Origin of the sequence: uncultured Fibrobacter sp., assembly GCF_937877005.1 — a bacterium.
GTDB lineage: Bacteria > Fibrobacterota > Fibrobacteria > Fibrobacterales > Fibrobacteraceae > Fibrobacter.
In genome coordinates, this window is record NZ_CALEFV010000328.1 from 1 (window position 1) to 26728 (window position 26728).

At 46.6% G+C, this 26728-nt stretch carries 24 protein-coding genes; 8 read left to right on the forward strand and 16 right to left on the reverse strand.

Translation table 11 applies throughout. The features are described 5' to 3' along the window. The 4 genes from Q0628_RS14370 to Q0628_RS14385 all read right to left on the reverse strand — a co-directional run. Nucleotides 1-691, reverse strand: a 691-nt coding sequence (locus tag Q0628_RS14370; RefSeq protein ID WP_298772139.1) for a P-loop NTPase, incomplete at its 3' end; no start/stop codon positions are given. Between the two features lie 26 nt (nt 692-717). Continuing rightward, nucleotides 718-2112, reverse strand: coding sequence for an ATP-binding cassette domain-containing protein (locus Q0628_RS14375; RefSeq protein ID WP_298772141.1), 1395 nt, complete (start codon nt 2110-2112; stop codon nt 718-720). Between the two features lie 85 nt (nt 2113-2197). Next, nucleotides 2198-3910: a pectate lyase gene (locus Q0628_RS14380; RefSeq protein ID WP_298772142.1), complete on the reverse strand. Its 1713-nt coding sequence runs from the start codon at nt 3908-3910 to the stop codon at nt 2198-2200. Nucleotides 3911-4135: 225 nt separating this feature from the next. Continuing rightward, a complete protein-coding gene (locus Q0628_RS14385) occupies nt 4136-5305 on the reverse strand; it encodes a TraB/GumN family protein (protein ID WP_298772143.1) in 1170 nt (389 codons plus the stop codon). Between the two features lie 118 nt (nt 5306-5423). On the opposite strand from Q0628_RS14385, the gene Q0628_RS14390 reads away from it, so the two are divergent. The 4 genes from Q0628_RS14390 to ybaK are packed head-to-tail and all read left to right on the forward strand — an operon-like array spanning nt 5424 to nt 7034. Beyond that, on the forward strand, nt 5424-5732 hold the full coding sequence (locus Q0628_RS14390; protein WP_298772145.1) for a hypothetical protein: 309 nt from the start codon (nt 5424-5426) through the stop codon (nt 5730-5732). Between the two features lie 17 nt (nt 5733-5749). Further along, entirely contained in the window at nt 5750-6052 is a 303-nt protein-coding gene (locus Q0628_RS14395) for a hypothetical protein (RefSeq protein ID WP_298772147.1), read from the forward strand. A gap of 26 nt (nt 6053-6078) precedes the next feature. Then, nucleotides 6079-6519 (forward strand): hypothetical protein, encoded by a 441-nt coding sequence (locus tag Q0628_RS14400; protein ID WP_298772149.1) that lies wholly within the window; start codon nt 6079-6081, stop codon nt 6517-6519. A 14-nt stretch (nt 6520-6533) separates the two neighbouring features. Further along, complete coding sequence (gene ybaK, locus Q0628_RS14405; protein ID WP_173341370.1) at nt 6534-7034, forward strand: Cys-tRNA(Pro) deacylase; 501 nt, start codon at nt 6534-6536, stop codon at nt 7032-7034. 28 nt (nt 7035-7062) lie between these two features. Here the strand turns inward: ybaK and Q0628_RS14410 are convergent, their stop codons facing one another. Next, on the reverse strand, nt 7063-8922 hold the full coding sequence (locus tag Q0628_RS14410; RefSeq protein ID WP_298772151.1) for a T9SS type A sorting domain-containing protein: 1860 nt from the start codon (nt 8920-8922) through the stop codon (nt 7063-7065). 184 nt (nt 8923-9106) lie between these two features. On the opposite strand from Q0628_RS14410, the gene Q0628_RS14415 reads away from it, so the two are divergent. Next, nucleotides 9107-10087: a polysaccharide deacetylase family protein gene (locus Q0628_RS14415; protein ID WP_298772152.1), complete on the forward strand. Its 981-nt coding sequence runs from the start codon at nt 9107-9109 to the stop codon at nt 10085-10087. Nucleotides 10088-10104: 17 nt separating this feature from the next. Here Q0628_RS14415 and Q0628_RS14420 read toward each other — a convergent pair whose 3' ends face one another. From Q0628_RS14420 to queC, 3 genes are read right to left on the reverse strand one after another with little or no spacing between them, the layout of a single operon-like run. Further along, nucleotides 10105-10800 (reverse strand): radical SAM protein, encoded by a 696-nt coding sequence (locus tag Q0628_RS14420; protein WP_298772154.1) that lies wholly within the window; start codon nt 10798-10800, stop codon nt 10105-10107. Between the two features lie 6 nt (nt 10801-10806). Further along, on the reverse strand, nt 10807-11142 hold the full coding sequence (gene queD / locus Q0628_RS14425) for a 6-carboxytetrahydropterin synthase QueD (protein ID WP_298772156.1): 336 nt from the start codon (nt 11140-11142) through the stop codon (nt 10807-10809). Between the two features lie 2 nt (nt 11143-11144). Then, on the reverse strand, nt 11145-11798 hold the full coding sequence (queC, locus tag Q0628_RS14430; protein WP_298772158.1) for a 7-cyano-7-deazaguanine synthase QueC: 654 nt from the start codon (nt 11796-11798) through the stop codon (nt 11145-11147). 90 nt (nt 11799-11888) lie between these two features. Between queC and Q0628_RS14435 the strand changes: the two genes are divergently transcribed. The 3 genes from Q0628_RS14435 to Q0628_RS14445 are packed head-to-tail and all read left to right on the forward strand — an operon-like array spanning nt 11889 to nt 13727. Beyond that, nucleotides 11889-12821, forward strand: coding sequence for a bile acid:sodium symporter family protein (locus tag Q0628_RS14435; RefSeq protein WP_298772160.1), 933 nt, complete (start codon nt 11889-11891; stop codon nt 12819-12821). A gap of 45 nt (nt 12822-12866) precedes the next feature. Further along, on the forward strand, nt 12867-13322 hold the full coding sequence (locus Q0628_RS14440; RefSeq protein ID WP_298772162.1) for a hypothetical protein: 456 nt from the start codon (nt 12867-12869) through the stop codon (nt 13320-13322). Next, complete coding sequence (locus Q0628_RS14445; protein ID WP_298772164.1) at nt 13323-13727, forward strand: GNAT family N-acetyltransferase; 405 nt, start codon at nt 13323-13325, stop codon at nt 13725-13727. Nucleotides 13728-13806: 79 nt separating this feature from the next. Here the strand turns inward: Q0628_RS14445 and recQ are convergent, their stop codons facing one another. From recQ to Q0628_RS14485, 8 genes are all read right to left on the reverse strand, one after another. Continuing rightward, nucleotides 13807-15852, reverse strand: coding sequence for a DNA helicase RecQ (recQ, locus tag Q0628_RS14450; RefSeq protein WP_298772181.1), 2046 nt, complete (start codon nt 15850-15852; stop codon nt 13807-13809). Between the two features lie 5 nt (nt 15853-15857). Continuing rightward, the gene (locus Q0628_RS14455) at nt 15858-16562 is read right to left on the reverse strand and encodes a SprT family zinc-dependent metalloprotease (RefSeq protein ID WP_298772166.1); all 705 of its coding nucleotides are present in this window, start codon (nt 16560-16562) and stop codon (nt 15858-15860) included. After that, nucleotides 16555-19779, reverse strand: a complete 3225-nt coding sequence (locus Q0628_RS14460) for a type I restriction endonuclease subunit R (protein ID WP_298772168.1) — start codon at nt 19777-19779, stop codon at nt 16555-16557. Before Q0628_RS14460 ends, Q0628_RS14455 begins: the two co-directional genes overlap by 8 nt. Nucleotides 19780-19804: 25 nt before the next feature. Beyond that, a complete protein-coding gene (locus tag Q0628_RS14465) occupies nt 19805-21694 on the reverse strand; it encodes an AAA family ATPase (protein WP_298772170.1) in 1890 nt (629 codons plus the stop codon). A gap of 10 nt (nt 21695-21704) precedes the next feature. Continuing rightward, nucleotides 21705-22823 (reverse strand): restriction endonuclease subunit S, encoded by a 1119-nt coding sequence (locus tag Q0628_RS14470; RefSeq protein WP_298772174.1) that lies wholly within the window; start codon nt 22821-22823, stop codon nt 21705-21707. A 245-nt stretch (nt 22824-23068) separates the two neighbouring features. Next, nucleotides 23069-23581, reverse strand: coding sequence for a hypothetical protein (locus Q0628_RS14475; protein WP_298772176.1), 513 nt, complete (start codon nt 23579-23581; stop codon nt 23069-23071). Nucleotides 23582-23601: 20 nt separating this feature from the next. After that, nucleotides 23602-25617 (reverse strand): P-loop NTPase fold protein, encoded by a 2016-nt coding sequence (locus Q0628_RS14480; protein ID WP_298772177.1) that lies wholly within the window; start codon nt 25615-25617, stop codon nt 23602-23604. Between the two features lie 158 nt (nt 25618-25775). Further along, the coding region (locus Q0628_RS14485) for an ATP-binding protein (RefSeq protein ID WP_298772179.1) at nt 25776-26728 on the reverse strand (953 nt) is incomplete at its 5' end.

Below are 26728 nucleotides of genomic sequence, written 5' to 3' on the forward strand. Positions count from 1 at the left end.
GTGTAAGCGTAAGCTGGATGTCGCCCGTTCCTGGAGGAAAGTCCACCAGCAGGTAATCCAACTTTCCCCACCGCACATGATGAATAAAATGCTGAATCATCTGGGAGACCATCGGACCACGCCAAATGGTAGCCTTGTCGCTGTCGGCAAACATGCACATCGAAACGACACTGATACCGCCCTTCGCTTCGACCGGAGCAATCGTATTGTCCTCGAAAACCTCCGGAGCTCGGTCGATTCCGAACATGAGGCCCATCGACGGGCCGTAAATATCGGCATCGAGAATGCCCACCCGGGCACCGGAAAGACTCAAGGCCATCGCAAGATTCGCCGTAACGGTCGACTTGCCGACACCGCCCTTACCGCTTGCCACCGCAACCACTTGCGCCACTTCATTGATATACGACGCCTTGGCTGCCTCCGCACCCGCATTAGTATCGCCCACGCGCCCCTGCGCGGTAAACGTCACTTCAACCACATTGGCACCCATCCCCTTCACAATCGCGATACACTGAGCCTTGAAACGGTCGCGTATCGGGCAGGCGGGAGTCGTAAGGCGCAAATCGAAACAGACCTTGTCTCCGTCAATTTTCAGGTTCTGGACAAAACCCAGTTCCACGATATTCTTGTGCAGGTCCGGATCCTGGACCGCCGTCAGAGCTTTTAAAATATTTTCTTCGTTCAATAACATGCTTGCGGTTTGGGTTAATGGTTAATTCAGGAAAAACGAGGCATACGCAACAGGTGGGTCATGCACGGGGGCCATTCCTCTTCGTAGTGGCTAACCAGGATGATCGTAGTCTCCTTGGACAAGAGTTGCAATAAGTTGAAAATCTTTTCGCGGTATTCACCCTTGAGCCCTTGGTTCGGTTCATCTAGCAAAAGAACCTCAGGGGGACGAATCGCCGCACGAGCCATAAGCACCACACGCTTGTCAATGGGCGACAAGTCTCGGAACCGTGCGTTCACATCGGTAAAGCCCAAATATTCAAGCCACGCTCTCGCCTTTGCGCGTTCTTCCCAGGTGGTATTTTCCGCCTTACAGAGATTTGCCGTAAAGCCCGTGCACAGCACCTCGGAAAGGTTCAAGTCCTCGCGATACTGAAGCGCCAGTTCCGGCGAAAAGAAACCGAGTTTCGCCTTGTGGTCCCAGATATTCAGACCTTTGCCCGGCCGCATGCCGAGAAGCGTGATATCGTTATTGTAAATCTGCGGATGATCCGCCGTAAGCATCCCGAGCAAGGTACTCTTACCGGCACCGTTCTCCCCCATGACTACCCAGTGTTCGCCCCTGCGGACAGTCCAGTTCAAATTCTTGAGGACCGTCGTATCGCCGAAGCGCACATTCACGTTTTTCAAGTCAAAGAGGATTTTAGAAGTTTGAGCGATTGTGTCGCTCGCAAGCTCGCTTTGAGGTTTGAGCGAGACAATCTCGTAATCATTCAATTCCGCCTTCGAGAACTTCGGCTTCGCAACTTCGGCAGGCAACTCACCTGCATACTGTGTAAATGTCTTGTCCGCATACACGAAAGCAGGAATTTCCGGCAACAATTCATCTTCACGGGCAAGGCGCACAACCACTTTCAAGTCAACACGCTTCGTGAGGTCTACTACACAGGAGGCTAGGTAGCCTCGATATTCCGGATCAAGGCCTCCAAAAAGATCGTTAAAGTAAACCCATTCCGGCCGTTCCATCCACATGCGGGCAAGCAACACGCGACGCAGCTCTCCATTCGAAAGACTCAGAAGCTTTCGGTCGAGAATCTGTTCCGGAAGGGCCGCAATTTTCAAAGCCTCGTCCAATTTTGTAGAATCCGTTTCCGGCCAGGCCATATCGTCAATATATCGGTCCGTCTGCAAAAAGAACTTCTTGTTCAAAAGCAGGTTCTTCACGAGCGGGGCTTCGTCATCGTGCAAGCTAATAAAACGCTGTTGGAAAAAAGGGGCCAACGCATGCTGAATTTTGCGCTGCATCGCCTCCGACATAGTAGATACATTTTGCCGCTGATTCAAAAAATGCGTGATAACCCTATCCAGGTCTTCGCCCTCGGTGCTGAAAATCTGCACCTGCGGAAACATTTCAATCAGGGCTTCGAATCGTTTAAATTCCATGTCCTAAAAATAGAAACTATTTGATTCAAAAAAATCCAGCTCGAGCGACGCCCAGGCTGGATCTTGGTTGTTGGAAGAATTAGACTTAACGCACTACAATCATGCGGCTTTCGGAACCAACACGAACCAGGTAATGGCCAGCACGTGGCAACACAATCGCAAAGCCATCACCGGCAGAACGGCCGTTGCAAAGTAGGCGTCCCTGCATATCGAAGACAAGGACCCGAGAATCCGCGACACTCCGAATCGAAAGTTCACGACCCGACACAGAAAAGTTCACGCGATTAACCATCTCCGTAACCAACCCCTGAGTCTCTTGGCTGTCGCTGGAAATTTCAACATCAGGTGAATCGGCACTGCTAGAACTTGCAACCTCTTCGGAAGTCGGCACAACCGTAATCGTCCCCGACTTGGACACATTGCTAGACGCACCCGTCGTCGTTACGGTAAATTTGTAGGTGCCCGCCGCTGCAGAAACGGTTCCCGAGATGTAATAGTCGGAGCCCTTGAGCGTTCCCGTCACGCCGTCCGGAAGCCCTGTTACAGTCGCGCCAGTCGCGCCAGCAATCGTATAATAGAATTCGACAATTGCTGCGCCCTGGGCGACTTCCTGAGTCGCACTCCCCGACCCATGTTTAGTGAGAGAGGCCTCTCCCGATACGACAGTAGCTTGAGACGAACTAGAAACGGGATCGGCACTAGAACTGGACATGACGGGATTGACACTGGAGCTAGATGTCACGGAGGGAACCGAAGCACCCGGATCCGGTAGAGTCGCGCCGGAATAGTTCTCGATAGAATCCTTGAGGGCGTAGGCCTTCTCCTTTGTACTCACATCGGTCCACTTCACGGAATAGGAAGGAGTAAATCCGCCCGACTTGCCATCACCTGCAGCAGACCCCTTCTTTACGCCTTCTTCGTAGTTACCAGCGGAATAGACGGATGTGTAATCCCCTTCGTAAAGATCGACTGGCTTGTTCACTCCGATAAACACATTGTTTTCGACACGAATGTTCGCCTTGTAACCGGCACGCACGCATGTACTGGACTTGTCGCTATTGAAGAGATTATTCGCTACATGAACCTGACCGAAACGTACGCGCGGCATACGTTCGCCAACGCCCTTACCCCACCAGCTGTGATGAATGGTGGTCTTGAGTTTACCATCGTCAGACGTTTTGGAATCGCTGTTGCCAATCAGGTTCGAAAACTGGTGATTCGAAGACGCACTCGTATAATGGAACTTGGTCCAGGAAATTGTCACATAATTCGCCCCATTGATCACGTCGAGATTGCCATCTTCGCCATCGTAAACTTCCACATGGTCAATCCACACATTGGAACCACCCTTTACATGCAGGCAGTCACCCGCATCCTTGTCGACAGCACCCGACCCTTTGAATACCAAATTACGCACGATGATATTCTTGCCCTCGAGACTCATAATCGTATTGTCTTCGTTAGTCGTCCCCGTATACGTTTGCGCAAGCACAGCCCCCTGATAACCATAGAGAGTCACATTGCTTCCCACCTTGATTGCACTCTTGGAAGGAACCGTGTAGGTACCCGGCTTCACGTAGATCGTGGCATTTCCTGCTTCGGCGTACTTGCGCAAATCCGAAACATTGCTCACCGTTACGACTGTCTTACCCGCACCACCCGTAGTGCCTCCATTCTGCGTTGCCCAACCGATCATCGGCATATCCGGCGCAGTTACCGCAAGTGAAGGTGCAGCAAGCGCCCCCATGATAAAACCCAGCCCAAAGAGCCTAGAGCAGTTCTTGTTTTTTTTGACCATATCATCCATCCCTTTTGATTCTTGAGAACCGCTTGAAGAGAGAGATTCAAATTGTTCTCAAAATTTTTCTCAAAAATACACTCTATTTTCAAGAAAGTCAATAGGATAGTACGAAAAAAAACACCAAAAACCACTCTTATAGCTTAAAAACAGAACAAGTGGCGAATTTTCTCAAATTTCGCCACTCCCTCAGCCGTTCTCAAAAAATTATTTACATTTAGATTTCTAGAAAGACTGATATATCTTGAAAATTGCTAGAATCTTTCCGACAATCGCAGGAATTCCTGGACAGAGGAAACAGAGGATGACTCGAGTCACACGGTTTTTCCACCACCGTTTCACCTGCCAGATATCATCGCTCAATGTCTCCATTTCGGAAACGCGAGGCGGACGCAGATACACCTGGGTCAACGCCGTAAAGAAACCGACACCAATCAAAGGCGTAAGCCCCGTAAATGGAGCCGCAACGAGCGCCACGAGAACGGTTAACGGATGACCACCGGCAATGACGGTACCGAGCATAGCACCGCCACCCGTAAGCATGGCCCACTGCAAACTAAGCTCGCCCGCCTTTTCGGCACCGGCATGAACACCAACAGCAACAATGCTTGCAACGATCGCGATAGGAATCGCCCAGCCGATAATCTTCCAGATCGGGGAACTCTTCGGGATGACACTGATTGACTCCTCGCTCGGCAGATCCCTGTCTTCCTCGATGTAGCTCGCGATTCCTCTCATATGGCCGGCACCGACCACGGCAACGACCTTGTTACCCGGAGCGTTGCGAATCTTGCTCGCTAGGAACTGATCTCGTTCATCAATCAGCACCTTTTTCACCTCGGGGAAACTTTTTCCGAATTCCTGCATCATGCCACTCAGGGCATCCTGCTCCTTGATCTTGGCAAGTTCCTCTTCGTTCACTTCCGTCTTGTCAAAAATACTCGCAAAAAGCCCTCCCAAAAGGCTAAACTTACGATACCAGGGCGTACAGGCCCAGCTACGGCGAAGCGTAATTTTGATATCCCGGTCCGCCAGTACCAGTTCAGCCCCGGAACGCTCGGCGGAATCCACCGCTTCCTTCAATTCTGCACCCGGCTTCACGCCGGTCTGCGCCCCCATCCTTTTCTGGTAGGACCCCAAGACGAGATTGGCAATCAGCGTACCTAATTGCTTACTCTTGATAACCTGCTTCAAATCCATCTTTTTCCAGCGATCGGGATCCTTGATAGACTTTAGGCGGCCTTCATCCAGCTCCACGCAGACCGTATCGGGTGTCTCCGACTCGATCGTCTCGTGCACCAGGTCCTTGGAGGCCTGCGATATATGGGCTGTACCGACGAGAACGATTTCTCTGTCTTCTTTCTTTATGCGGTAAATGTCGGAATTTTCACTCATCGGCGTAAATGATAGCAAGAAAAAGGCCCAAGAATAAAAAAAAACGTTCTTTTTCGTTGACTTTGCATAAAAATGTTTATATTTAATGGTGATTTATTTTTTTTCGGAGGTTTATCCTATGAAAAAACTGATGGTGTTACTTTTTGGCGCAGCCTTGTTCTTTACCGGTTGCGCAGGAACCGGGTCCGACGATCCAGAAGCACTGGATAACGCCCTGGTTGGTTTTACTTCTAGTGTGCAGGGTTCCCGTTGGCAGGAAGCTCTCGACTACGTCACTTCCGACGAAGCGAACGAAATTGCCACTTCTGACGGATACGAATTCAAGGAAGAATACAAGGTCATGGGATTCTCTGGGTCGCAGCACGCCGTCTCCCGCTTTCCACTCTCCGCAGAGCAGGCCTCAAGGTCGATGGTCACGGTCGCCTAGTCGGCATCAAGGCCGCCATGGACGAAGCGAACGAACGTTACGTCATGTCCGAGGAACAGGCCAAGGTCGGTACGAACCTGAAGCAAATGGAAGACGAGCGAATCAAGCGTCGTCTGGAACAGGGACAAAAGATCCTGGAAGAAGAAGAAAATTCTGCCAACCAGGAACAGGAAGTCGAAGTTCTCACCAACAAGCTGACCGACGAAGAAAAGCGTAAGTACGGCAGCACCAGGGACCTGCAGGCTCCGGAAGCCTACCAGGACGAAGACACACAGGAAGCCGAAGAGGAAATCTACGGCGGCGATTACGAAAATCCGTAACGGAAGCAATGAACATCTCATTTAACATGTTTTTAAAAACGGCGCTAAACAAAGCGTCGTTTTTTTCAGCACTTCTAGCTCTCTGCCTCTGTGCCTGCGGAGACCTCGGCGGAGACCCGGCTGCAAACGGAGCCCGATTCGACCGGCACTTCTACTTCTATTATGTTCAAAGTTGCCAGTTCAACAGCATCGGCCCCTTTAACTGCAGTAGCATCCGTTCCATTAGTCCACCGGTTTCGGTCGGGATCCGAGTAGACAGCGACGGATTCGCCAACCTTAAAGTAGATGCGGACCGATACTACTACATGGAATCGGAGTACGACGAAGATTACGACCCCGACTACGGCGGTTACTTCCGCTTTTACGAAGACGATACGGAACTAGTCATCTACAAGGACGGCTGGGAAATGTCTGTCTGGGACAACTGGGAAGAAACCGTCACCTACTATTTCTACGATCTTTACTAAGACCGGAATTGAACATGGATATCAAAAAGACAAATGCGGCCAGAATTCTGGACCGACAGAAAATCAGCTACGAGCTTATCCCCTACAAGGTTGATGAGAATGACCTTGGCGCACAGCATGTGGCCGACAGCCTAGGCGAAGACATCAACCAGGTTTTCAAGACAATCCTCGTTCACGGCGACAAAATTGGCTACCTCGTGTGCGTCGTACCCGGCAACCTCGAAGTGGACTTGAAGGGAGCCGCCAAGGTGAGCGGCAACAAGAAAATCGACACAGTCCCGCTCAAGGACCTGACTCCGCTTACCGGCTATATCCGTGGCGGTTGCAGCCCGCTCGGGCTCAAGAAGAACTTTCCCATTTTCATTCACGAAACGGCAATGCAGTTCCCGTATATTTACGTAAGCGCGGGCGAACGCGGGTTGCAGCTGAAGGTGGCTCCCGCCGACCTCGTAAAGGCGACCCGTGCGACAGTCGGCGTGATTGCGCGAGTTCCACCCGAAGCTCCCGTAGATTAAAAGACTCTCACGCGAATCTACAGACGGCCTACTTCACGACCATCTTTTGCATCAGGCTGATGCCCTGGCCGACAACCTTCACAAAGTAAGTTCCCATTGCCGCATTCACCTTGAACTGGTGCGTACCCGCAGAGAGCATTCCCCTGTGGAGCGTTGCAACACGGTGACCCGTGACATCGAAGAGTTCTGCCGTTACATCGGTAGAGCGCGCCAGGGACAGGTTCAGCTCGTTACCACTTACTCGCAGAGCCTTGGCACCTGCAAGTTGCGGGCGCTTGCAGATTCCCGAAGGATCACCAAACACAATCTTGATTTCGGGAATCATCTCTTCGGTGTTCTCGAAACCGCGGCTAAAAGCGTCGTACTTGTCTTCGTTAAAGTCCCATAGGACTTGGTCGCCCGCCTTGAAATTATCGTAGAAGATGGTGCCGGTGTAGCCCGCAGCATAGTTTGCGATAACGACGCTCAAAGTCTTGTTACGGTCGGCGTAGCTGGAAATATCGAACGAACAAGTCTTGGACTGGCCCGCGGCTACTTCGCAGGGGCCTTCCACTTCGGTCCATGTCCACGCATCAGTCAGCTTGAAAATCAGGTTCAGTTGCGCATCACTTTCGCTCTTATTAGTAACCTCGAACGTAAACGTATTGGCCTTGCTCAAGTCCCAAGTCTTCTGGTATTCAATCTGGGCATTGTCGCCACCGTAAGTCACCGCCATCTTGCCGTCACCGCCTTCTTGGCTGATGGCGACATCCTTGATCTTGATGTTCGCTTCTTCCGTTGCGGCGAGAGCCTTCATGGCATCGAGAGCGGGATCAATGGTATAGGTGTAGCCGCCGAAGTTCGATTCGGTCTTGTCGCCAATGTACTGCCAAGCAAGTGCGCCTGCGTAACCGCCGTCAAAGGCCTTGCGGTAGCATTCTTCGGTAGAAATCTGGGTCTTGGCCGCCATGCTTGTAGTATAAGTATCGCCCTTCCAGCCACTCGCCGGGAATTCACCGATAATCATGGGCTTGCTGTCGTACTTGTACGTTGTCGCCATCTGGGCCGCCGTATTCACGAACGGAGAAACGGCGTCGTTCTGGTAGTACGGATAGTAATGCGTCTGGAAAAAGTCGAGCGTACCGTTCGCTTCGCCACCGGCTGCGATGAGTTCGGAATCGTTCCACCAGCTCTGATACTGAATATTCACGCTACCCGTAGAAACGAGCAGTTCCGGGTTTGCGGTATGGATTGCCGCTGCAATCTTGTTCGTGAACTTCTGCAGCACGGCCTTGTCTAGCTTTTTGGTCGTCCAGCCCACGCTTGTCATGCCTTCGGGTTCGTTGAACACTTCCCAGGTCATGAGCGCATTGTGGTTACCGATAGCCTTTACCACCGGAACAAGCGCATTGTCGATAAAGGCCTTGGTGCCCGCGTCTTCAAAAAGCTGAGTGTTTGCGGTAATGTCCAGCTTTTCGTCGTAAAGGCCCCACTGGTTCGGTTCCATCAGGTTATGGCTGAAAAGGCACATTGAAACCATCACGCCGTATTCTTCGGCAATATCCAAAGCCTTCTTCATGTTGGCGATGGTATTTGCCTTGAGGCCAGAAACCAGATGCGTACTCTGGTCGATTTCGGGGCTCTGGCTCATGTTGTTGAAGAGCCACCAGCGAATGGCGTTACCGCCTGCGGCACGGGTACCTTCCACAGCCTTGCGCCAGGCGTTTTCGTTCAGCGGGGAATCGCCCACGTCGGAGTTGTAGTCACTCCAGGCGAGGTTCGTGCCCGAGAAGAAAATTTTCTTGCCGTTGTACATGAGATCGGTGCCGCTCACGGTAAGTCCCGGAGCCGCATAAGCCGCACTACACATAGCGAGAGCGCAGAGCATTTTAATTTTGAAGCTTTTCATATTCATCTCCACATCACAATTCTTATATAAAATATATAAACAACAAGAAAATCGGGCTAAAATCATCTTTCCCCGTGGACAAAACAAATTTAAAATGTCCACACCGCCGATATGTCTATTTCTTCAGGGCGCCTTCAAGGTCTCCTCCTTTGTCGTTTCTTAAAGAAGTACCTATTTTTTTCACATGGACGATTTGAACCGCATCGAACCTCCTCTCAAAACAATCCCCTGGAACAACCATGGTGGAGCACTCAGCTTCACATTCGACGATGGTCACGACAGCCAGCTTTCCATTTTGGCTCCGATGCTCGACTCCATGCCCGAAATCAAGGTTACGTTCTTCTTGTCGGGAATCACGCAGCAACAGAGGAGCCATCAAATCAAGGGTTTCGCCGAGCTAATTTCCAAAGGACACGAAATCGGCAACCACACCTTCGACCATCCTTATCTCACAAAACTTACGGAACCCGAAGATCTCCAGAGGCAAATTCTCGGTTATGCAGAAAATCTCGAGAACATTTTCCGTAACAAAGATTACAAGGTGAGCACATTCGCTACCCCCTACTGCGCCAACAATGCAAAAATACAGGCGATCATCGATAAGCGTCACTTTATCAACCGGGACTGCGGCTGGAGCGGTTACTACCGCTGGGAAGAGGAGCCCGCATGGCTTTCCATCATGTCGAAAGCATGGAACCGTAAAGAGACCACCGTCGAGGATATAAAAAGCATCATCGACTCGGCCACGGAACACTCCAAAGGCGGATGGGCGATACTTCTTAACCACGGCATCGCGGAGGATTCCGACGAGTACAATATCGATCCTCAGGACATGAAGGCAATTTTCGCGCATGCCATCAACGACACAATCTGGGTAGCACCATTCGGCACCATAGGATCGTATTACCGTGCGCACTTCGTCCTAGATGCAACGCATGCCCAAAAGACGGGCGAGGGCTACCAAATGAAATGGGATCTGCCGCACCCGTACATGCCCCAAAGCATTCCACTAAAGGTCAAATTCAACCACAAATGGTTGACACAAGCCTTCAGCTCACCAAAACAGGTCGTCATCGTTCAAGGCGAGCGCATCGTTCACCCCGACGACAACGGAATCTACACCATCGAATTTACAAAGCGGTCTCTATCAATCCGCAAGAAATAATCTATCGCATTCCAAATCTAGACACCGCGCAGATTCGGGTCCCAGACAATCTTGTGCAACTGAACCTGGAAACGGGCGTTGTTCTCGGTCATCACCTTGCTGGAGAGCATCCATTCGACAATGCGCTCGTTCGGTAGTGTGCCGAAAACCGGCGAAATGAACACATGTGGCATGCCGCCAGTTTTCGCATCAGCGTTTTGCACCTTGATTTGCGAAAGTCGCGCAACGACCGATTCAGCCTCTTCGAGATCCTCGACTGTACCGACGACGAACTTGAGCACATCCTGCGCGCCGAGCGTTGCCATGTTTTCCATCTTCATTCTTGAGGACATGCCGCTGCTTTTGCATTTCCAGTCCATCGTGTAGAACAGGCCGGGCATTCGCCACTTACAAGGAACGGTGCCGTTGGTTTCCACGTTCACGAGGAAGCCCGCCCTGTTAAGGCCCGCGAGAAGTTCCTCGACGCCCGGGTGCAGCAGCGGTTCGCCACCGGTAAGCGTCACGCATTTCACGCCACTTTCGGCACGAAACTTCCCCACAGTCTCAAGCACCTGGGCAACGCTCATTTGCCTATAGTCGTCACCTTCTACTGCATACATGGAATCGCAGTAACTGCAGCGCAGGTTGCAACCATGAAGCCGCACAAAAACCGCCGCAAGGCCAGTACGGATACCCTCGCCCTCGACGCTTTTGAAAATTTCACAGACTTTCATCGGGGCCTACGCATCAACTTCGTATTCCACGATATTGCCTTCGCTTTCCTGAATCTGCACCTTGTAGCAGTGAGGAACCTGCTCGCAAATCCAGCGAGCCATGTTCTCTGCGGTCGGATTCATATCCATCACGTCATTCAAAAACTGGTGATCGAGCCTACCGTGGACAAGTTCCTTGACACGCGAGAAATCGACTACCATGCCGTTTTCGTCAAGCTTTTCGGACTGGCAATATACCGTGATAATCCAGTTGTGCCCATGAAGGCCACTGCACTTGCTTTCGTAAGGGAGCGAGAGCCTATGCGCTCCCGAAATTTCCATGCGTTTGATAACTCTGTACATGATTACGCTCCGTATTCCGTAGTGTCTATGATACCGGCCTCGGCTAGTGCCGCCTTGCGTTCAAGACAAGTGGCACACTTGCCGCAATGAACCGCTTCGCCCTTGTAACAAGACCAGGTTTCGCTGTAGTCGATGCCGAGTGCCTTGCCGCGACGGGCTATATCGGCCTTGGAAATTTCGGTATACGGGGCATCGATGGTAATGCCCGCATAAGTACCAGCCGCAATGGCATTCGACATATGGTCGACAAATTCCTTTCGGCAATCAGGATAAACGGCATGGTCACCAAAGTGGTTCGCCATCATCACCTTGGTCAGATTCCTACTTTCAGCAAGGCCTGCCGCGATAGAGAGCATGATTCCGTTGCGGAACGGCACCACGGTCGACTTCATATTTTCGTCTGCATAGTTCCCTTCCGGAATGGCATCCGCGCCTTCGAGAAGGGACGACTTGAAATAGTCGTGCATGAACTTCAGGGGAATAGTCAGGTGCGGAATTCCGAGCTTTTCGCAATGCAACTTGGCGAAGGGAATTTCTTTGTCGTTGTGGTTGCTGCCATAGTCAAAAGAGACAGCTAGCGCGATTTCAGTGGCGCGGTCATAGAGCAGAGTTACGCTGTCCATGCCACCCGAGAGAATCAGCAGAGCATTTTTCATGTATGTACCTAGTTTTGTTTATAGTCAGGATGGATTTCGAACTGACTGGATATAAAGATAGTTATTTTTGCAGCATTAGAAGAGGTTGAGATGCATCTCCTTGAAAAAATCAGTGAATTTGTGGGCAAGTGGATGGCGATTGTCGTGCTTGCGATTGCGGCGCTCTCGCTGTTCCTGCCGAAATCCACGCTCTGGATTAAACTCAGTTGGGTGAATTACCTTTTGATGGTAGTGATGTTCGGTATGGGACTTACGCTCAAGCTGAGCGACTTCAAGCTCGTGTTTACGCACCCCAAGGAAATTACCATCGGGTGTGCCTCGCAGTTTATCGTGATGCCTGCACTCGCATTTTTGCTTTCCAAGATTTTCGGGCTCGATGCAGCCCTTATGGCGGGCGTTGTGCTTGTGGGTACTTGCCCCGGCGGGACATCCAGCAACGTGATTACTTACCTCTCGAAAGGCGACGTGGCACTCTCCGTGGGCATGACCAGCGTGAACACGCTGCTCGCTCCGATTTTGACACCGGCAATAACTTACCTATTGCTCCGCACGACGGTGAACGTGGATGTGATGGCCATGTTCCTTTCCATCGTGAAGGTCGTCATCGTGCCGATTGCACTCGGGTTTATCATCAACAAGTTCTTTGGCAAATGGACAGCGCGTGCCGTGAAGGTCTTGCCGCTCGTCTCGGTGATTGCCATCGCGATGATTGTAGCCGCAGTCGTCTCGCACAATGCGGCAAAGATTCTCTCCACAGGCGCCATCGTGTTCGCAGTCGTGATTCTCCATAACCTGCTCGGTTACGGCTGCGGGTTCGGCCTCGGGAAGTTGCTGAAATTCTCGACACCCAAGACGAAGGCGCTTTCCATCGAAATCGGCATGCAGAATTCCGGCCTTGCCACAAGCCTTGCGGCGACAGCGTTCTCGGGCCTCGCCATGGCGACCGTACCCGGCGCCATATTCTCCGTGTGGCACAACATCTCCGGTGCGATTTTGGCGAATGTTTACCGCCGGAAGGAATAGCAGACTTTAAAAAGGCTATCTTTCTAGCAGCTTTTAGGAGTTTATATGAAAATGAATTATGCCGAATGGGTTTGTCCGGAATGCAAGACCAAGAACCGCGAAACTTGCAGCATGTGGATGTACGGCAGTCCGATTCGCGAATGCAAGGCCTGCCGCAGCGAATACCTGGACAGGCGCTGGCGCGAGGTGGCGATTGACGGATTTGATCCGCGTAGCAAGAATGCAAAATTCTACGCAAAAGGAGCCGCATTCCTTTTGTCAATGGCAATAATCTGCGGGGTATTACTTCAAACTTCGTTCGTACATGGAAACAATTTCACAAAGCTTACCCTGGCGTGCATCCTATGCTCGCTATTCGGCGTCGTCAGCGGATTCATCGCGCTCCGTATCAAGCTCGGCTTTGCAGACAAGGACAACGATAAGTTCATGGCCGAATCCAAGGCGCGCCTAGGCGACCCGAAATACGTCGAAAAATTACGAAAGTTTGGATACAAAATTTAAATGAGCATCGAAAACAAAGACTCTCACGACTTCTTTGAACAGGATTTAAAGGACCTGTTTCTCTCTGTCGAATGGTCTTCCGGGCATTTCCCCGACAAGCTCGTCATTGCGATGAAGAACTTCAAGACCGTCATCTCGGCCTGGGACGGCGAAAAACTCGTCGGAATGATTTGCGCCATGGACGACGGCATCATGAACGCCTACGTGCATTACCTTCTCGTGCGCCCCGAATACCAGGGCAAAAGCATCGGCAGGGAACTCGTGGAACGCGTCAAAGAAATCTACAAGGATTACCTACGCGTAGTCGTGGTCGCCTACAACGAAGAACTCGCCTTTTACGAGTATTGCGGATTCAAGAAGGCCGATGACGCCAGCCCGATGTTTATTACCAGCTTGTGGACGTAGGCAAACAACACCTTGCGTCGCTGAAAAAAGAGCGTGGTATAGGGTGTAGTTATTAATGGACGTTTATCACTGGAATTCGCTAATCTACAATTCCCAATTTTCTTAGCCGGGAACGAATCGCTCCATTTCCGCGTCCCATTTTTTTAGAAAGTTCACTTGTTGTCAATCCTTGATTGTACAGCTGTTCCAGTTTTAAGTCATCTTCTTCGCTCCAAGGCTCATATGCTTTGGCATACAGCAGCTTCTGAGATTCCATATGGGACATGCCGTTATCCTGCTGAATAGTATCGCGCGATATTTGCACCGAACGCCCGGAGTTGCCAAGAAAATCCGTAATCGCGTCAACAAATCGTTGACCGAATTTTTCAATTTTCTTTTCTCCAAAACCGAATACGCCATACAAGTCTTCAATGGACAGCGGAGGCGTGCTAGACAGCTCTTTTAAAGTTTTGTCCGAAAGTACAACATAAGCAGGCCAGTTGTTCTCATCGGCAATATCTCTGCGCAACTTTCGTAATGCTTCAAATAAGCCGTCATCAGCGACAACACTTTTGTCAAAAGCCGAATGAACGAATTCCTTCTTTTTTCGTTTCCGATCTTTTTCCGGTTCCGTCCTATCAGGAACAGCCAACTCAGCGATTTTCTTTCCCGAAAGGACTTCTTTACCGCTACCGGTGATTTTTAAATGATTGGATTCATTGTAGGCAATTTCGACAAATCCCAAATGCAACATTTGCAATAGATAATCATGCCAATCTTTCAAGGTGACATCGGCTCCCGCACCGAACGTCTTTATTTTATCATATCCATTCTGCACGATTTCTTCATCATTGAAGCCTTTGAGAATTTGCGCCGTCATTGAGAAACCGATTTGCTCGTTCGTACGCTTTATGGCAGAAAGAGCCTTCTGCACCAAGATGGTCCCGTCAAAGCGGCGTGGCGGATTTTTGCAGACATCGCAATTTCCACAGTTTTCGCTATCACTTTCACCGAAGTAATTCAGTAAAATTCGGCGACGGCAAATCAGCGATTCTGCATATTCCTGCATTCTGTCAAGTTTTTCGGAGTTGATTTCCTTTTGTCCGCTTTCATTTACGAACCCGCGAAGCGTTACGATGTCTTGATAACTATAAAACAGAACCGTTTCTGAAGGCAAACCGTCTCGCCCTGCGCGGCCAATTTCCTGATAAAAACTTTCAATACTTTTAGGCAGATTGTAATGTATTACAAAACGGACGTTGCTTTTATCTATTCCCATGCCAAATGCGATGGTCGCGCAAACCACATCAATCTTGTCATTTATAAAATCTTCTTGTACAGCATTTCGCTCTTCTGACGACATTCCTGCGTGATACGCTCTCGCTGCAACACCTGCATCACTCAAAATTTCAGCAACTTTTTCCGTATTCTTTCTGGAAAGGCAATAAATGATGCCCGATTCGTTCGCATGCCTTTTGATAATGGAAAGAATCGCCTTCGTTTTTTCTTTACCCGTATATCCACGGCGTACATCTAAACTCAAGTTCGGCCTATCAAACGAGCTGATAAAAACCTTATATGAATTCAAGTGCAATTGTTTGACAATGTCTTCTTTAGTCAGTTTGTCTGCCGTGGCCGTCAACGCCATTATACATGCTTGCGGAAAATCATCGTGTAAATTTCCGAGCTGGGTGTATTCCGGACGGAAATCGTGCCCCCATTGCGAGATACAATGCGCTTCGTCAATCGCAAACAAGGGGACGCGTAAATTTTGCCGCATCCAAGGAATTTCTCTTTGCAGGCGTTCCGGTGAAATATACAGAATCTTTAGCCGCCCTGATTTTGCTTGCGACCGGATTTTGAAATTCTCTTCTTCGCTATTGTTGCTGTTGAGAGCACCTGCGGCAATGTCGCTAGCATTTAAGGCATCCACCTGGTCTTTCATCAAAGAAATAAGCGGAGATACAACCACCGTTGTCCCTTCAAGAATCAAAGCGGGAATCTGATAGCAAAGGGATTTTCCTCCGCCAGTCGGCATTAATACAAGTGAATCGCAATGTTCGAGAACATTCGCTATTATATCTTCTTGCATCGGGCGAAAGGAACTGTAGCCGAAGACCGTTTTCAGAATTTCAAGTGGAGTCATCTTTTTCACTCCTGCAAATGTTCCAGCTTCAGTTTCCTTTTTTCCCAATCAGGCAGTCGTGTTTCCAGAAGCCGGTAAAATTTTTTGTCGTGGTTCGGGTATTTCAGGTGGCACAGTTCATGCACAACGACATACTCGATACATTCCTTCGGAGCAGCAATAAGCTTGATGTTCAAGGTCAATATGCCGCCTTTCGATAGCGAGCCCCAGCGCGTTTTCATGTCGCGGATTTGCAGGCGAACCGGACCTATTGGCGACGAAAAGCGGGCAGCACAAGCCTGAAAAACATTTTCAAACTGCATCTTGGCTCGTTCACGCAACCATTCGTTCAGGTTTTTCTTCACAGCAGCAGGGCGAATATCTGAAGCAACAACCCTAATGAACCCGCCATCGATTTTCACCGAGCGTTCTTTGCCTTTTTCGATTTTCAAACGGTAATGTCGTCCCAAATACAAGTGCGTCTCGCCACCAAGATATTGCCTTGGAGGTGGTGCCTTGGGAAATTTCGCAAACCAGTCCTGTTTTTCAACAATCCATGGAGCTTTTTTCTGCACCTTCTGCGCAATTGCGTCGAGTGAAGCACCCTGCGGAGCCCGTATCTGCACAGCACTATCCGGCATTACGGAGATTTCCAGAGTCTTGCGGCGGCAGAATTCAACCGCGTACGCAATCTCTCGGTCTCCATATTTAACAACGCACAGCTCATTCATGCGAACGCCGCCTTGCCACATTCATAATTTTCTCTTCTAGAGAATCAATGTCCGCATTCGACCAGCCAAAGCGCTCCCGGACACAAATATTATCGAATAACAATGTATCTAAATCGTCTCGCACCCTGTTTTGTGCGTCCTGATCGTTCCAGAATTGCACCTTGTGATGTTTTTTCAATGATTCAACAACAAATAAGGCTGTTTCAACTGCAAGTTGTTTGGCTTTTGACGCTTCGCACTTTTTTCCATACAAGAACGCCGTCAACGCGACGCCATAATATGCGGCAGCATCTTCGTTTTCACTGATTTCTGCCGGAACGTCTTCGCGTTTCTTGCTTTTGAAATTTTCCTCCAATCCCTTTACCTTAGAGAGATACTCATCTTCCGACATCTTTCCCGTCTGGAAACTATCGATGACATCCTGAATCATCTTCGAGAACTTAGTGTAAAAAGCGGGATCTTCTTCCATTTTCTCGGTAATAGTCTTCTTAAGTGCATGGGCAATAGCATCGGCACTGGAAGCCTTGCTGCGGGTATCGTAACCGGCAACCATGTCGTGAACCGAACTGAATCCTTTACTCAAAATATCCACGGGAGCCACAGTTTGTACCACGTTATCCGACTGAATATGTGTATCGAGCAACTTCTTGATTTTCGGTTCGTATTCGCTATAATCTATTTCGTCCGCGTAACGGCGCTTTACAGATATGCGCATATCCGAGAACATCTTGAATTCCCTGCGGATTCGCGTCATATCTTCGGCAGGGGTCTTTTCCAGGAACTTCTGCGATGACATTGCGATACTCAGGCATTTTCCGAAATCCCGCAGAGCCTTGTAAAAATCGTTACGGCGTTTTTCATCGGCCAGGTGGCGCTCCATCTGTTCGGGGTCGGCCTTGTTCTTGACCCCCTTGAAAACATCCCACAGGTTAGAACGCAACTGCGGCAACTTGTCCACTTGTTCCGAAACATCGGTCAGCAGGCCTTCCAAATCTTCGGGGTCAAAGCCTTCCAGCGCATTGTACATCGCCAGAGCCGTATCTAGGTTTTCTTGCACGTTGGCGTAATCTACGATATAGCCGAAATCCTTCTTTTTGCCGTCTTCTTCAAATAGGCGGTTCACGCGGGCAATCGCCTGCAAAAGCGTATGTTCCTTGAGCGTGCGGCATAGATACAGAACAGTATTGCGCTCAGCATCGAAACCCGTCAGCAACTTGTCACAGACAATCAGGATTTCCGGCTTACCCGAGCCCTTGAAACTATCAATAATCGACCTGTTGTATTCTTCTTCATCGCCGTAGCGTTCCATCATCTTTTTCCAGAATTTTGTCACGCGGTCACTCGGTTCTTCACCTACTTCCGAATAGCCTTCGCGCTCATCGGGGCCCGAAATAATGACTTCGGAACTCACATGGCCAATCTCTTCTAAAAATTCATGGTACAAAAGAGCGGTTTCCTTGCTCGGTGCCACGAGTTGGGCCTTGAACGGAGTCCCTTTCCAGTTTGCACGGAAATGCTCGCTGATATCAAACGCACGCATATACACGACGCGTTCCGCCTTGTTCAGCATCTCGGCTCGGGCGTATTTCTTCTTCAGATCGGCCTTTTGCTTTTCATTCAGCCCCGCCGTAAAACGGTCGAACCAAAGGTCTATTGCAGCCTTGTCCTGCTTGAGTTCCGCGTGTCGGCCCTCGTAAAGTAATGGCACAACGGCCCCATCTTCGTTTGCCTGCTGGATTGTATAACTCGGCTTGAGCATCCCGCCGAACTTGCCAAAACTGTTCTTTTCCTTTTTCATCAACGGGGTGCCCGTAAAGCCGATATAGCAGGCGTTCGGGAGCATCTGCTTCATGCGTGCGTGCAAGTTCTTGTATTGTGTGCGGTGTGCTTCATCGACAAGCAAAAAGATGTTGTTTGACTTTTCAATGTACTGGCGTTTATTCAGCGCCTTGTCGAACTTGTTGATAACGGTCGTTATCACGGCAGAATTGTCAGACTCCATAAGGTTGAGCAAATTTTCGCCCGAGGTCGCCTTGATAACCTCCGTCCCGCAATTTTTAAATGTATCGTATATTTGCTTATCCAAATCCTTGCGGTCGGTAACCAACACAACTCGAGCATTCTTGATGTTGCAATCTAGATCATACTTCGAATCCAGCACGATTCCGTGAGCAAGCATCACCATCGAAAGGGACTTGCCCGACCCCTGCGTATGCCACACCAGGCCGCCCTTGCGCTTACCTTCGTTATCAATGTTACGAATGCGCTTTAACGCCGAATGGACAACAAAGAATTGCTGATAGCGGGCAATCTTCTTTATTCCCTCATCGAACAGGGTAAAGCGATAGGCGATTTCGAGCAAGCGTTCCGGCCTGCACAGGCAATAAATCAACCTATCCTGTTCCGTCACTACACGCTTTGTCTGCGGATTATTCTTGCGGAATGGCGCCAGTTTCGGCACCGAGAAAATCCTATCTTCATCTTCGGCAGAGACCTTTTTGTTGATCGCAGCCTCAATTTCCTTGTCCTTGATTTCAAGCTCGTGCCAAAGGCTCCAGAACTTTTCGGGAGCCCCCACGGTGGAATAAGTCGCAGCGTTCATGCTCACCGACAAAAGCGCCTGGCAAAAAACGAACAACCCAGGAATGTATTCGTCGCCTTGATTGCGAATCATCTGGGAAATGCCCTGTTTGATTCCTTCTTCGGGAGACTTATTCTCGATGACTGCAAACGGGATTCCGTTCACAAACAGCACGATATCAGGGATAACACGGGCATTGGATTTCGAGCATTCCACATCAAATTCGGCAACCATATGGAACACATTGTTCGCCGGTTCCTGCCAGTCGATATAGCGAATGTCGTAACTGCGCTTGTCGCCCTCGACAGATTCTTCTTCGGATTGCGGGAGCGTGAGCAGGTCATATATCTTTGCATTCGTACGCACCAAACCATCGTACTGCATGTTTTTGAGTTTCAAGATGGCATTGCGTAAATTCTCTTCGCTAAAGTCACGACGGACACCCTTGTGCGTAAACGAGTTCAGCTTACGCAACTGCGAGAGCAGAATATCTTCGAGCAACACGTTGGCAAGCTTGCCCTTGCGTTCCAGCATCACCTCTTCGGGCGTAAGCGGCTTGAAACCGAGATTCGCCAGCAACCGCATCGCCGGAATCTGCGATGTCGGAATCTCTCTGTAATCAGGCTGTTGTTGCATAAACAGTTCTCCCGCTAATCTATTGTTACATCTCTTCCAAGCACAATGTCGCATTTGCTAATTGTTGCGTCCAGAATGCATGAGCCATACCATTTTTATACGTGCGTGCTTGAGTTCTAATATTCTTTATATTCATTAAAGCGGTTTCACGCAAGTCTTCGAAAGCCTTTTTCTTAGATTCTGGAGTGATTTTGTCTAAACACTTTGCAGGAATTAAATGAGCCATCAAGCGCCCGGGTTCTTTGTCTGGACGGGCATCGTGCGCAACAAGAAGATTATCAGATGCTGATATATTGAATAAATCCTTTAAGTGAATTGTTTCAAAAACTACAAATCCCTTTTGATGAGGTAATTCGCCAACAGGAATTTTACAATCCTCAATTATTAATAATTTACCATCATCTTTTAGCAACCGCTTTAAATCTTCAAAAATAGATTTCCACTCAGTATGCGGAATTTCGTGTAGAACATTACACATCAAAACAACATCAAAGGAACCGTCATCTCTTCTTGTTCTTAATGTGTCTAATTGGTTAAAATAACGATTACTTGCATCAGGGTAAAAATTACCTATATTGGAGATGCATGTTTCCCGGTTTGCAGAACAATCGTCATAAGCAACATAATCTATTTTTTCGGGATTTATCCGACCATCTTCAGACAAATTGGCAATCATTCGCCCTTTCCCTGCGCCATAATCCAACAAAGAAATTTTTTCTTTACCCCCCGCCCATATGGATTCCAGAATCGATTTGAATTGAAGGAATTGCGGGTCAGAAGAATCCGATTCAACAACACCTGGAGGCAAAAGACATTCAAATGCAAAACGATTTGCTGCAAACTCATCCGGAAGATCTATGAACGAATGAAGTCGTTGAATATTTTCTTCGTTGCCTAAAAGACCTGCTAAGACTTGTTCCGGTTTTCTGCCTGAATACGAGACTGAGCCATCTTTAACATACCAAATACAAGAAGGATCAAAATGCGAGAGCAGAGCTATTGAATGGGTTGCAATCCAAATTTGTCCCTCAGGGTTCAATTCTCGAATTTTGTCTATCATTTCAATTACTGCTGATGGATGAAGGTGATTTTCCGGTTCATCCATTACCAGAATGTAATTTGATATTTGCGCTCCTTGAGCGTATATCGCCACACACAACTGTAAAAGAATTATTTGACCATCCGATAGTTGAGCTTGCGCAATTGGATTGCCAAATATTGTGGCAACACCGTCTTTATTGCGATTTAATTTAACTCCTATAAATCGCTTGATTATTTCTTGCAACCGTTCAAAGTTTTCTTTGGCTGATATTTTTTCAGACTCTTCCCCATCAAATTCTGGGTGGGATGTATTCCAGTATTGGTCATATACATCCTGAATCAAAGAAATGGCCGCATCCGCAAGTTGATTACAACCCAAGTTATTTGCTGACTGAGCCTTGGCTTTTTGCTCATATTGACGTAGTTCATGTGTACCTGTTAATTGAGTGCTCTTGGGAACGTAATTGACTATTTTTATGTTCTGATTTTCAGGTAAGTCAATATTAATAGAAAAGGGAGCGTTTAATTTCTTTTCAAATCCTTGCCTTTGGTTCTTTAAATCAACCACTTGTTTTTTTAGTTCTTCCGCATCGTTCTTCCTTTGCGGATCTTGCATTAATTGATTATAATGTGCTACATATTGTAAAATGCGATTATCCGTATTCATTATCACACGTGGTAAATCACGCCGTTCATTCAGATAATCTCGTCTATGCTGACATTGTCCATGTAATAAACGCAACACTCTTGATTTGCCTGAGCCATTTTTTCCAGCCAACAAAACAACATTGCCCAATTTGGACATTTTAAAGGCTTTTAATCCCAATCTATCTTTTTCTTCAATGTATTCTGTATTGAATTCTGTAATTTTCATATATTTCTCCTTATTTAACTCGCCATTGGCCGGTGAGGAGTTTTTGCATTAAACCTTGTTTCTGCTTTTTGTAGTTTTCAAGTTGCTGTTTGAGAAGAGAAATTTCTTCATCAAGCGATTTAAAATAGACTGCATATTTCTTTTGCTCTTCAAGACTAGGACAAAGAATGCTTTTTAGCATTAACGCAGAGAAATGTCTTTTATACCCTTCCGGAATAACAGGATTCGCTTTTATTGCATAATATATATAAGTGGGATCATAACCATCCTTCGCAGATAATATTTTTATTCCGTCCGCACCTTGCGCAAACGGCATATGCACTATTTTCAACGCACAAGTGTGATCTCCAAAAATTATTAGAGGTCTTTTTGTTTTCAATACGCTAGATTCATCATTTGTCCACCCTGCAATTAAATCCTTAGATTGATCAACTATTGGATATTTACCCCTATTCAAATAGGAATCTTGATGGATTTTAGATGGAGGCGTTACACTCTTTATTATTTCAGTTAATGGAATTGCTTTCCATTTTAACGCAATTCCTTTTTCAAGTAAATTTTGCTTTAAAACGATGTTGAACTCCTTTTCTTTCGCTTCGATGAGTTTTTCCATTTTTTCAATGGCGGAGTCCCAGACCGAAAGCGTCGCCGCAATCTTCTTCTGCTCTTCAAGCGGGGGTAAAACTATTTTAAATTTTTCAACATCATGAGATGTAATATTTGGATCTTTTCTACTGCTTGCCGCACAAGAACGCCAACGGTCAACATTTGCATTTAAATAGAATAAAACATATTCAGAACAAATGTCCTTGTCAAATTGTAATGCGGCCAAAGCTTGATTTATAGACGCAGGGAAAGTCAACAGGCCTGTTCTTCCAATTTGATTGAAGCCACCATACATAGCAACTAAAACCGTTCCTGTTGGGTATGGTTTACATTTCTTCGCAGCCAATTCCGTTATACATTCATCAGTCTTTGTGATTTTTCCATTAGTCAAATCCATGGTTTTTACCCACGGCATATTCCCATTTTCAAAATATGCTTTATTCGATCTTAACGGAGTACTTCCAGAAGATATCGTTGCAATATCCCCCAACTTCACTTTTTTCCATCCATTAGGCAGCATCATTTGAACATTTTCCTTATATTCTTTTGAAACTCTTTGATTTTATCGCCCATAATTTCTTTCGCAATTTTCTCACCTTCGTTACATGCTAAAGACCGTAAAGAACTATAATCGTTGCTTCGACCGCAATTTGCACATTTGATTTGCTCGCCAATTTTCGGCTCATACCCATCGTAGGGCACATCGAAGCGAGTCGATTTGCAAAAAATACACCTTAATGGAATTGTCCTTTTTTCTTCCATACCGTCTCACAGCAGACTAGTCAAAGCTCCGCCTACAGTCCCTAAAATAGTATTGACAAGAGGATGTTCAATAAACTTTTTCATAAGTTTTTTTGCATCATTCTTTTCTTGTACGGTTGCACTTGACTTATCTATCTGTTCAAGCAAGTAATTAAATGCATTGGAAACATTTTGAACATTATTGTTTCCAACTTGAATATTCGCATTATTTCCGTTGATGACTATGGAGTGTCCCGGTTCGCCATCGTTTTTTCGAAGCATGCAAGACCTAGCACGAGCACGACCTTCTTCGGTTAATTTACATTTCTCTTCTTTTCCCCAGGTAAACATCTTTATTAAACCAAGTGATGTTGCTTTACGCATTGCACTATTAAGCTGATCTAGGGACAAACCCAATTTTTTACAATCGAGTTCATCAAATTGGAAAGCAGCATTCGCTAAAGCAACACCTTTGTCTTCAATGGTTTCTTCCATATCAACAACAAGTTTGTCAACCCATTCTTCAGATTCGTTAATCATTCCTTCATTATCCTTATGTCTTAATTTTCCAAAATCTTTTTTATTTGATTACCTAAGTAATACAATCCGAATTGTCTTGTAGACATTGCGTATTTTCCTTCTTTGGGCTTTTCTTTGAATTTTAGATCTATTGCAGCCCGCATTCTCTCTAAAAACTTCTTTTCTTCATCATCTATTTTTACGCGGTCATATCTTTTTTCAATTGCGTTACGAATTCTATCCTGTGATTCGGGATCATGCGAAATAAATATTTTAACAAATCGTTCAGGATCTATTTTCTGAAAAGAGAAAAATTCGCTTTTTCCATATTGTTCAGATACCATGGCGCAAGCGCTCAAAAGCGTTTTTACATCTTTACAAGTCAATTTTTTATAAAATAATTCAAATGTTTCTAGTTTCTTTTTTTGTTTAACCGTCACAAGTTCGCTTTCAATAAGATGTCTAAATTCTTCGTTTCTATTCTTGTACTCTCGATATAAGGAATGATATTGTAAAATCTCTTCCGGTTCATCAAGCCTTTCATATACAAGAGTTCCCTTTATTGATTTTATATATTTTGACATTCTTTCGTATAATTTGTCAGCAGTCTCATATAGAGCACCTTTCTGTGCATACCAATACAAATGGTAAAAGAGAGAGAATATTTCATTTGAGTTTAAAAGTGTTTTCTGCATCAAAGCCTTATAAAAAGCACTTATCGCAGAATCGCCCTCTTTTGCAGATAGAAAAGGCCATCTATATATATTCTGTAAATCAGGATTCTTACTTTTATCAAACCATTCTGATTCACTTATGAGTTTTTTTACATATTCAATATCATACTGGCTTTTAGTTAGCCAATCTTTCCATACATTGAACCATTTTTTTCCATAAGAACCTGTATTTACAGATAGTCTTGGTATTATCGAATACTGTTCCGAATGTTTTTCCCAAGCAGTTGCAGGAATCTCAACAACAGCATCTTCATTCATATACGCTTCGACACGAACATCATCTGGGGTTTCCTGCCCAATATCTGTATTTATCAAGTTTCCCAAATAAAATGAATAATGTATGCAAAAGAAATCCGCAATTAGCAATTCGTTAAACTTTGATTTACGCAGCAAATTGTCGGGAATATTGAACTTACCCTCTCTACCACCGATAAATAAATCAAAGTCTAAAAGAGAATATCGTATGGCTCTATAATTAGACACTCCCGAAAATGAAATGATACGAGTTAAGAGAACTTTGTTTTTACGCAAGATTTTCTTTGTTCTTTCATTAATTTGAACAATTCCTTTGGATGCGTCAAGCCATTGGTCTATAACACTTTCTGGATTTGATTTGACTGTAAACTCTTTACCTATAACTTTTTCCTTGATAAGTTTTAGGCTTCTAATTTTTTCACGTTCATTAATCTCCTCAATATCATATTTAAGATGCCGTTCCATATGAGATTTTCTTCTAGAAGGCTTAATCTCGTACACATTCTTTTGAACAACACTTTGGTGCTTAAACTGGTCAATCCAAGCATCTTCATCAGCAACCAAAATACAATGTAAACCATCATCCTCAACAAATGGATTGATAAATCCAAATAGTTCCACTAAATCAACAGAGGCTCGTTCACAATCATCAAAAAAGAGGACATAATTGTCTTTGCATTTTTTTAGAAAATCGCCGATTTTTTTTGATCCACTAATAATTCCACTAACAGCATCTTGAGCAGCCGCTCCACCTAACAAGTTACTACCGATTAAAGCTGCTGTTTTAGCTACTCCAAAAGTCATTTTAGAAACAGGCTTGTTTATAAGATTATGCACCGCTTCATAAATTCTACTATCAATTTCTTCTTTTGAAGAAACCCCAAATAGACTGATATAAATCGGTTTCAGCTCTTTGTTATTAGGCTTTAATTGGTGCTCAATATAGTTCTTAACAAAATATGTTTTTCCCGAGCCCCACGCTCCTTTAATAAGCACGGCGAAACCGGGCTTTTCAATTCGAAGATACTCGTTCAAATAATCTTCAATGTGCTTGTTGCTATTTGACATATTTCATCCTTGTTCAGTTCAATATTATCTCTGATTCTTCTTTCTAAACGTACCGAATTCGTTACGTTTAAATCGTACAAAAGCCTCTTTTTCTAACCGTGTGCAAATACATACCGTTAAAACAATTGCAACCATTTTCGTGACCTCACGAAAATGGTCTATTTCCCAATCCTCTTCGTTTTTCTTTTGATCTTCTTAACCGATGTTTTGTTGGCGTCAACAAAACGTTTTTGTTCACGAACCCAATGTCCATTTTTCGATGCGCCTTCCCAAGCAAAGCCTGATTTTTTTAGATCTCGTTTGATTGTATCGCGACTGACATTTAGTTTTTGTGCTATTTCGGCAATTGTAATCGACCTATTTTTAGCAATCATTTCACCAATCAAATCTATTCTTTTTTGAGGTGCATTTTGAGGTGCATTTTGAGGTGCATTTTGAGGTGCATTTTGGGTAACAATTTTGCCATTCAACTTGTTCAGCGGGAAGGTCACAACCGTATATCCAGTCTGCTCACTCCAGAAGGGTTGGGGTGAATTTTCCGCCTTGCAAGCATCCATTATGCGCTTGATACCCGAGCCCCATTTTTCCAAATATGTAGTTTGGTATAAGACGTTCGCAAGGACTTCGTTTCGCGGGAACGATTGGTGCGACCGCTTGATAGTTTTCGGAGTCAGTTCATGTGGCAACAAACCGGGGCTTTCAATTTCTATACGGTCATCGTAAATGGCGATGCCGATAGAGCACTGGTGAATGTCGTAATCCCTATGGCAAAGGGCATTGATTAGAGCCTCACGCAACGCAGCTACCGGAACATCGAGGTGTTCTTCCCTTTTGAGCCCCTTGATTTCACCGCTCAGGGACAGGTGCTTGAAGAAGAAGCCCATACCCGCATCCAGCAAATCAAAGAAATTGCCGTGGGCCTGCTGGTTATCGATAAAGTAGTTCTTATCGGTCCCCCGGAAGCGGGCCATCCGAAGTAGATATTCAAACGAGAACTTCTTTGAAAAAAGGAACACCGCGGCGTTCCTCACATTATCGCCATCCAACAGGTTCCATTTTTTCAGTATTACTTTAGTCGGCTCATTGAGCGACCCCACCGGAATTCGTTTTT

Coding starts and splice junctions, on each gene's coding strand:
- Q0628_RS14445 (WP_298772164.1), top strand. CDS start 13,323: ATGAGCATCGAAAACAAAGACTCTCACGACTTCTTTGAACAGGATTTA.
- Q0628_RS14470 (WP_298772174.1), bottom strand. CDS start 22,823: ATGATGCTGCCTAATGGATGGAAAAAAGTGAAGTTGGGGGATATTGCA.
- Q0628_RS14390 (WP_298772145.1), top strand. CDS start 5,424: ATGAAAAAACTGATGGTGTTACTTTTTGGCGCAGCCTTGTTCTTTACC.
- Q0628_RS14400 (WP_298772149.1), top strand. CDS start 6,079: ATGTTTTTAAAAACGGCGCTAAACAAAGCGTCGTTTTTTTCAGCACTT.
- Q0628_RS14465 (WP_298772170.1), bottom strand. CDS start 21,694: ATGAAAATTACAGAATTCAATACAGAATACATTGAAGAAAAAGATAGA.
- ybaK (WP_173341370.1), top strand. CDS start 6,534: ATGGATATCAAAAAGACAAATGCGGCCAGAATTCTGGACCGACAGAAA.
- Q0628_RS14415 (WP_298772152.1), top strand. CDS start 9,107: ATGGACGATTTGAACCGCATCGAACCTCCTCTCAAAACAATCCCCTGG.
- Q0628_RS14410 (WP_298772151.1), bottom strand. CDS start 8,922: ATGAAAAGCTTCAAAATTAAAATGCTCTGCGCTCTCGCTATGTGTAGT.
- Q0628_RS14395 (WP_298772147.1), top strand. CDS start 5,750: ATGGACGAAGCGAACGAACGTTACGTCATGTCCGAGGAACAGGCCAAG.
- Q0628_RS14420 (WP_298772154.1), bottom strand. CDS start 10,800: ATGAAAGTCTGTGAAATTTTCAAAAGCGTCGAGGGCGAGGGTATCCGT.
- Q0628_RS14480 (WP_298772177.1), bottom strand. CDS start 25,617: ATGTCAAATAGCAACAAGCACATTGAAGATTATTTGAACGAGTATCTT.
- Q0628_RS14475 (WP_298772176.1), bottom strand. CDS start 23,581: ATGATTAACGAATCTGAAGAATGGGTTGACAAACTTGTTGTTGATATG.
- Q0628_RS14435 (WP_298772160.1), top strand. CDS start 11,889: ATGCATCTCCTTGAAAAAATCAGTGAATTTGTGGGCAAGTGGATGGCG.
- Q0628_RS14440 (WP_298772162.1), top strand. CDS start 12,867: ATGAAAATGAATTATGCCGAATGGGTTTGTCCGGAATGCAAGACCAAG.
- Q0628_RS14460 (WP_298772168.1), bottom strand. CDS start 19,779: ATGCAACAACAGCCTGATTACAGAGAGATTCCGACATCGCAGATTCCG.
- recQ (WP_298772181.1), bottom strand. CDS start 15,852: ATGACTCCACTTGAAATTCTGAAAACGGTCTTCGGCTACAGTTCCTTT.
- Q0628_RS14380 (WP_298772142.1), bottom strand. CDS start 3,910: ATGGTCAAAAAAAACAAGAACTGCTCTAGGCTCTTTGGGCTGGGTTTT.
- queC (WP_298772158.1), bottom strand. CDS start 11,798: ATGAAAAATGCTCTGCTGATTCTCTCGGGTGGCATGGACAGCGTAACT.
- Q0628_RS14375 (WP_298772141.1), bottom strand. CDS start 2,112: ATGGAATTTAAACGATTCGAAGCCCTGATTGAAATGTTTCCGCAGGTG.
- Q0628_RS14385 (WP_298772143.1), bottom strand. CDS start 5,305: ATGAGTGAAAATTCCGACATTTACCGCATAAAGAAAGAAGACAGAGAA.
- queD (WP_298772156.1), bottom strand. CDS start 11,142: ATGTACAGAGTTATCAAACGCATGGAAATTTCGGGAGCGCATAGGCTC.
- Q0628_RS14455 (WP_298772166.1), bottom strand. CDS start 16,562: ATGAATGAGCTGTGCGTTGTTAAATATGGAGACCGAGAGATTGCGTAC.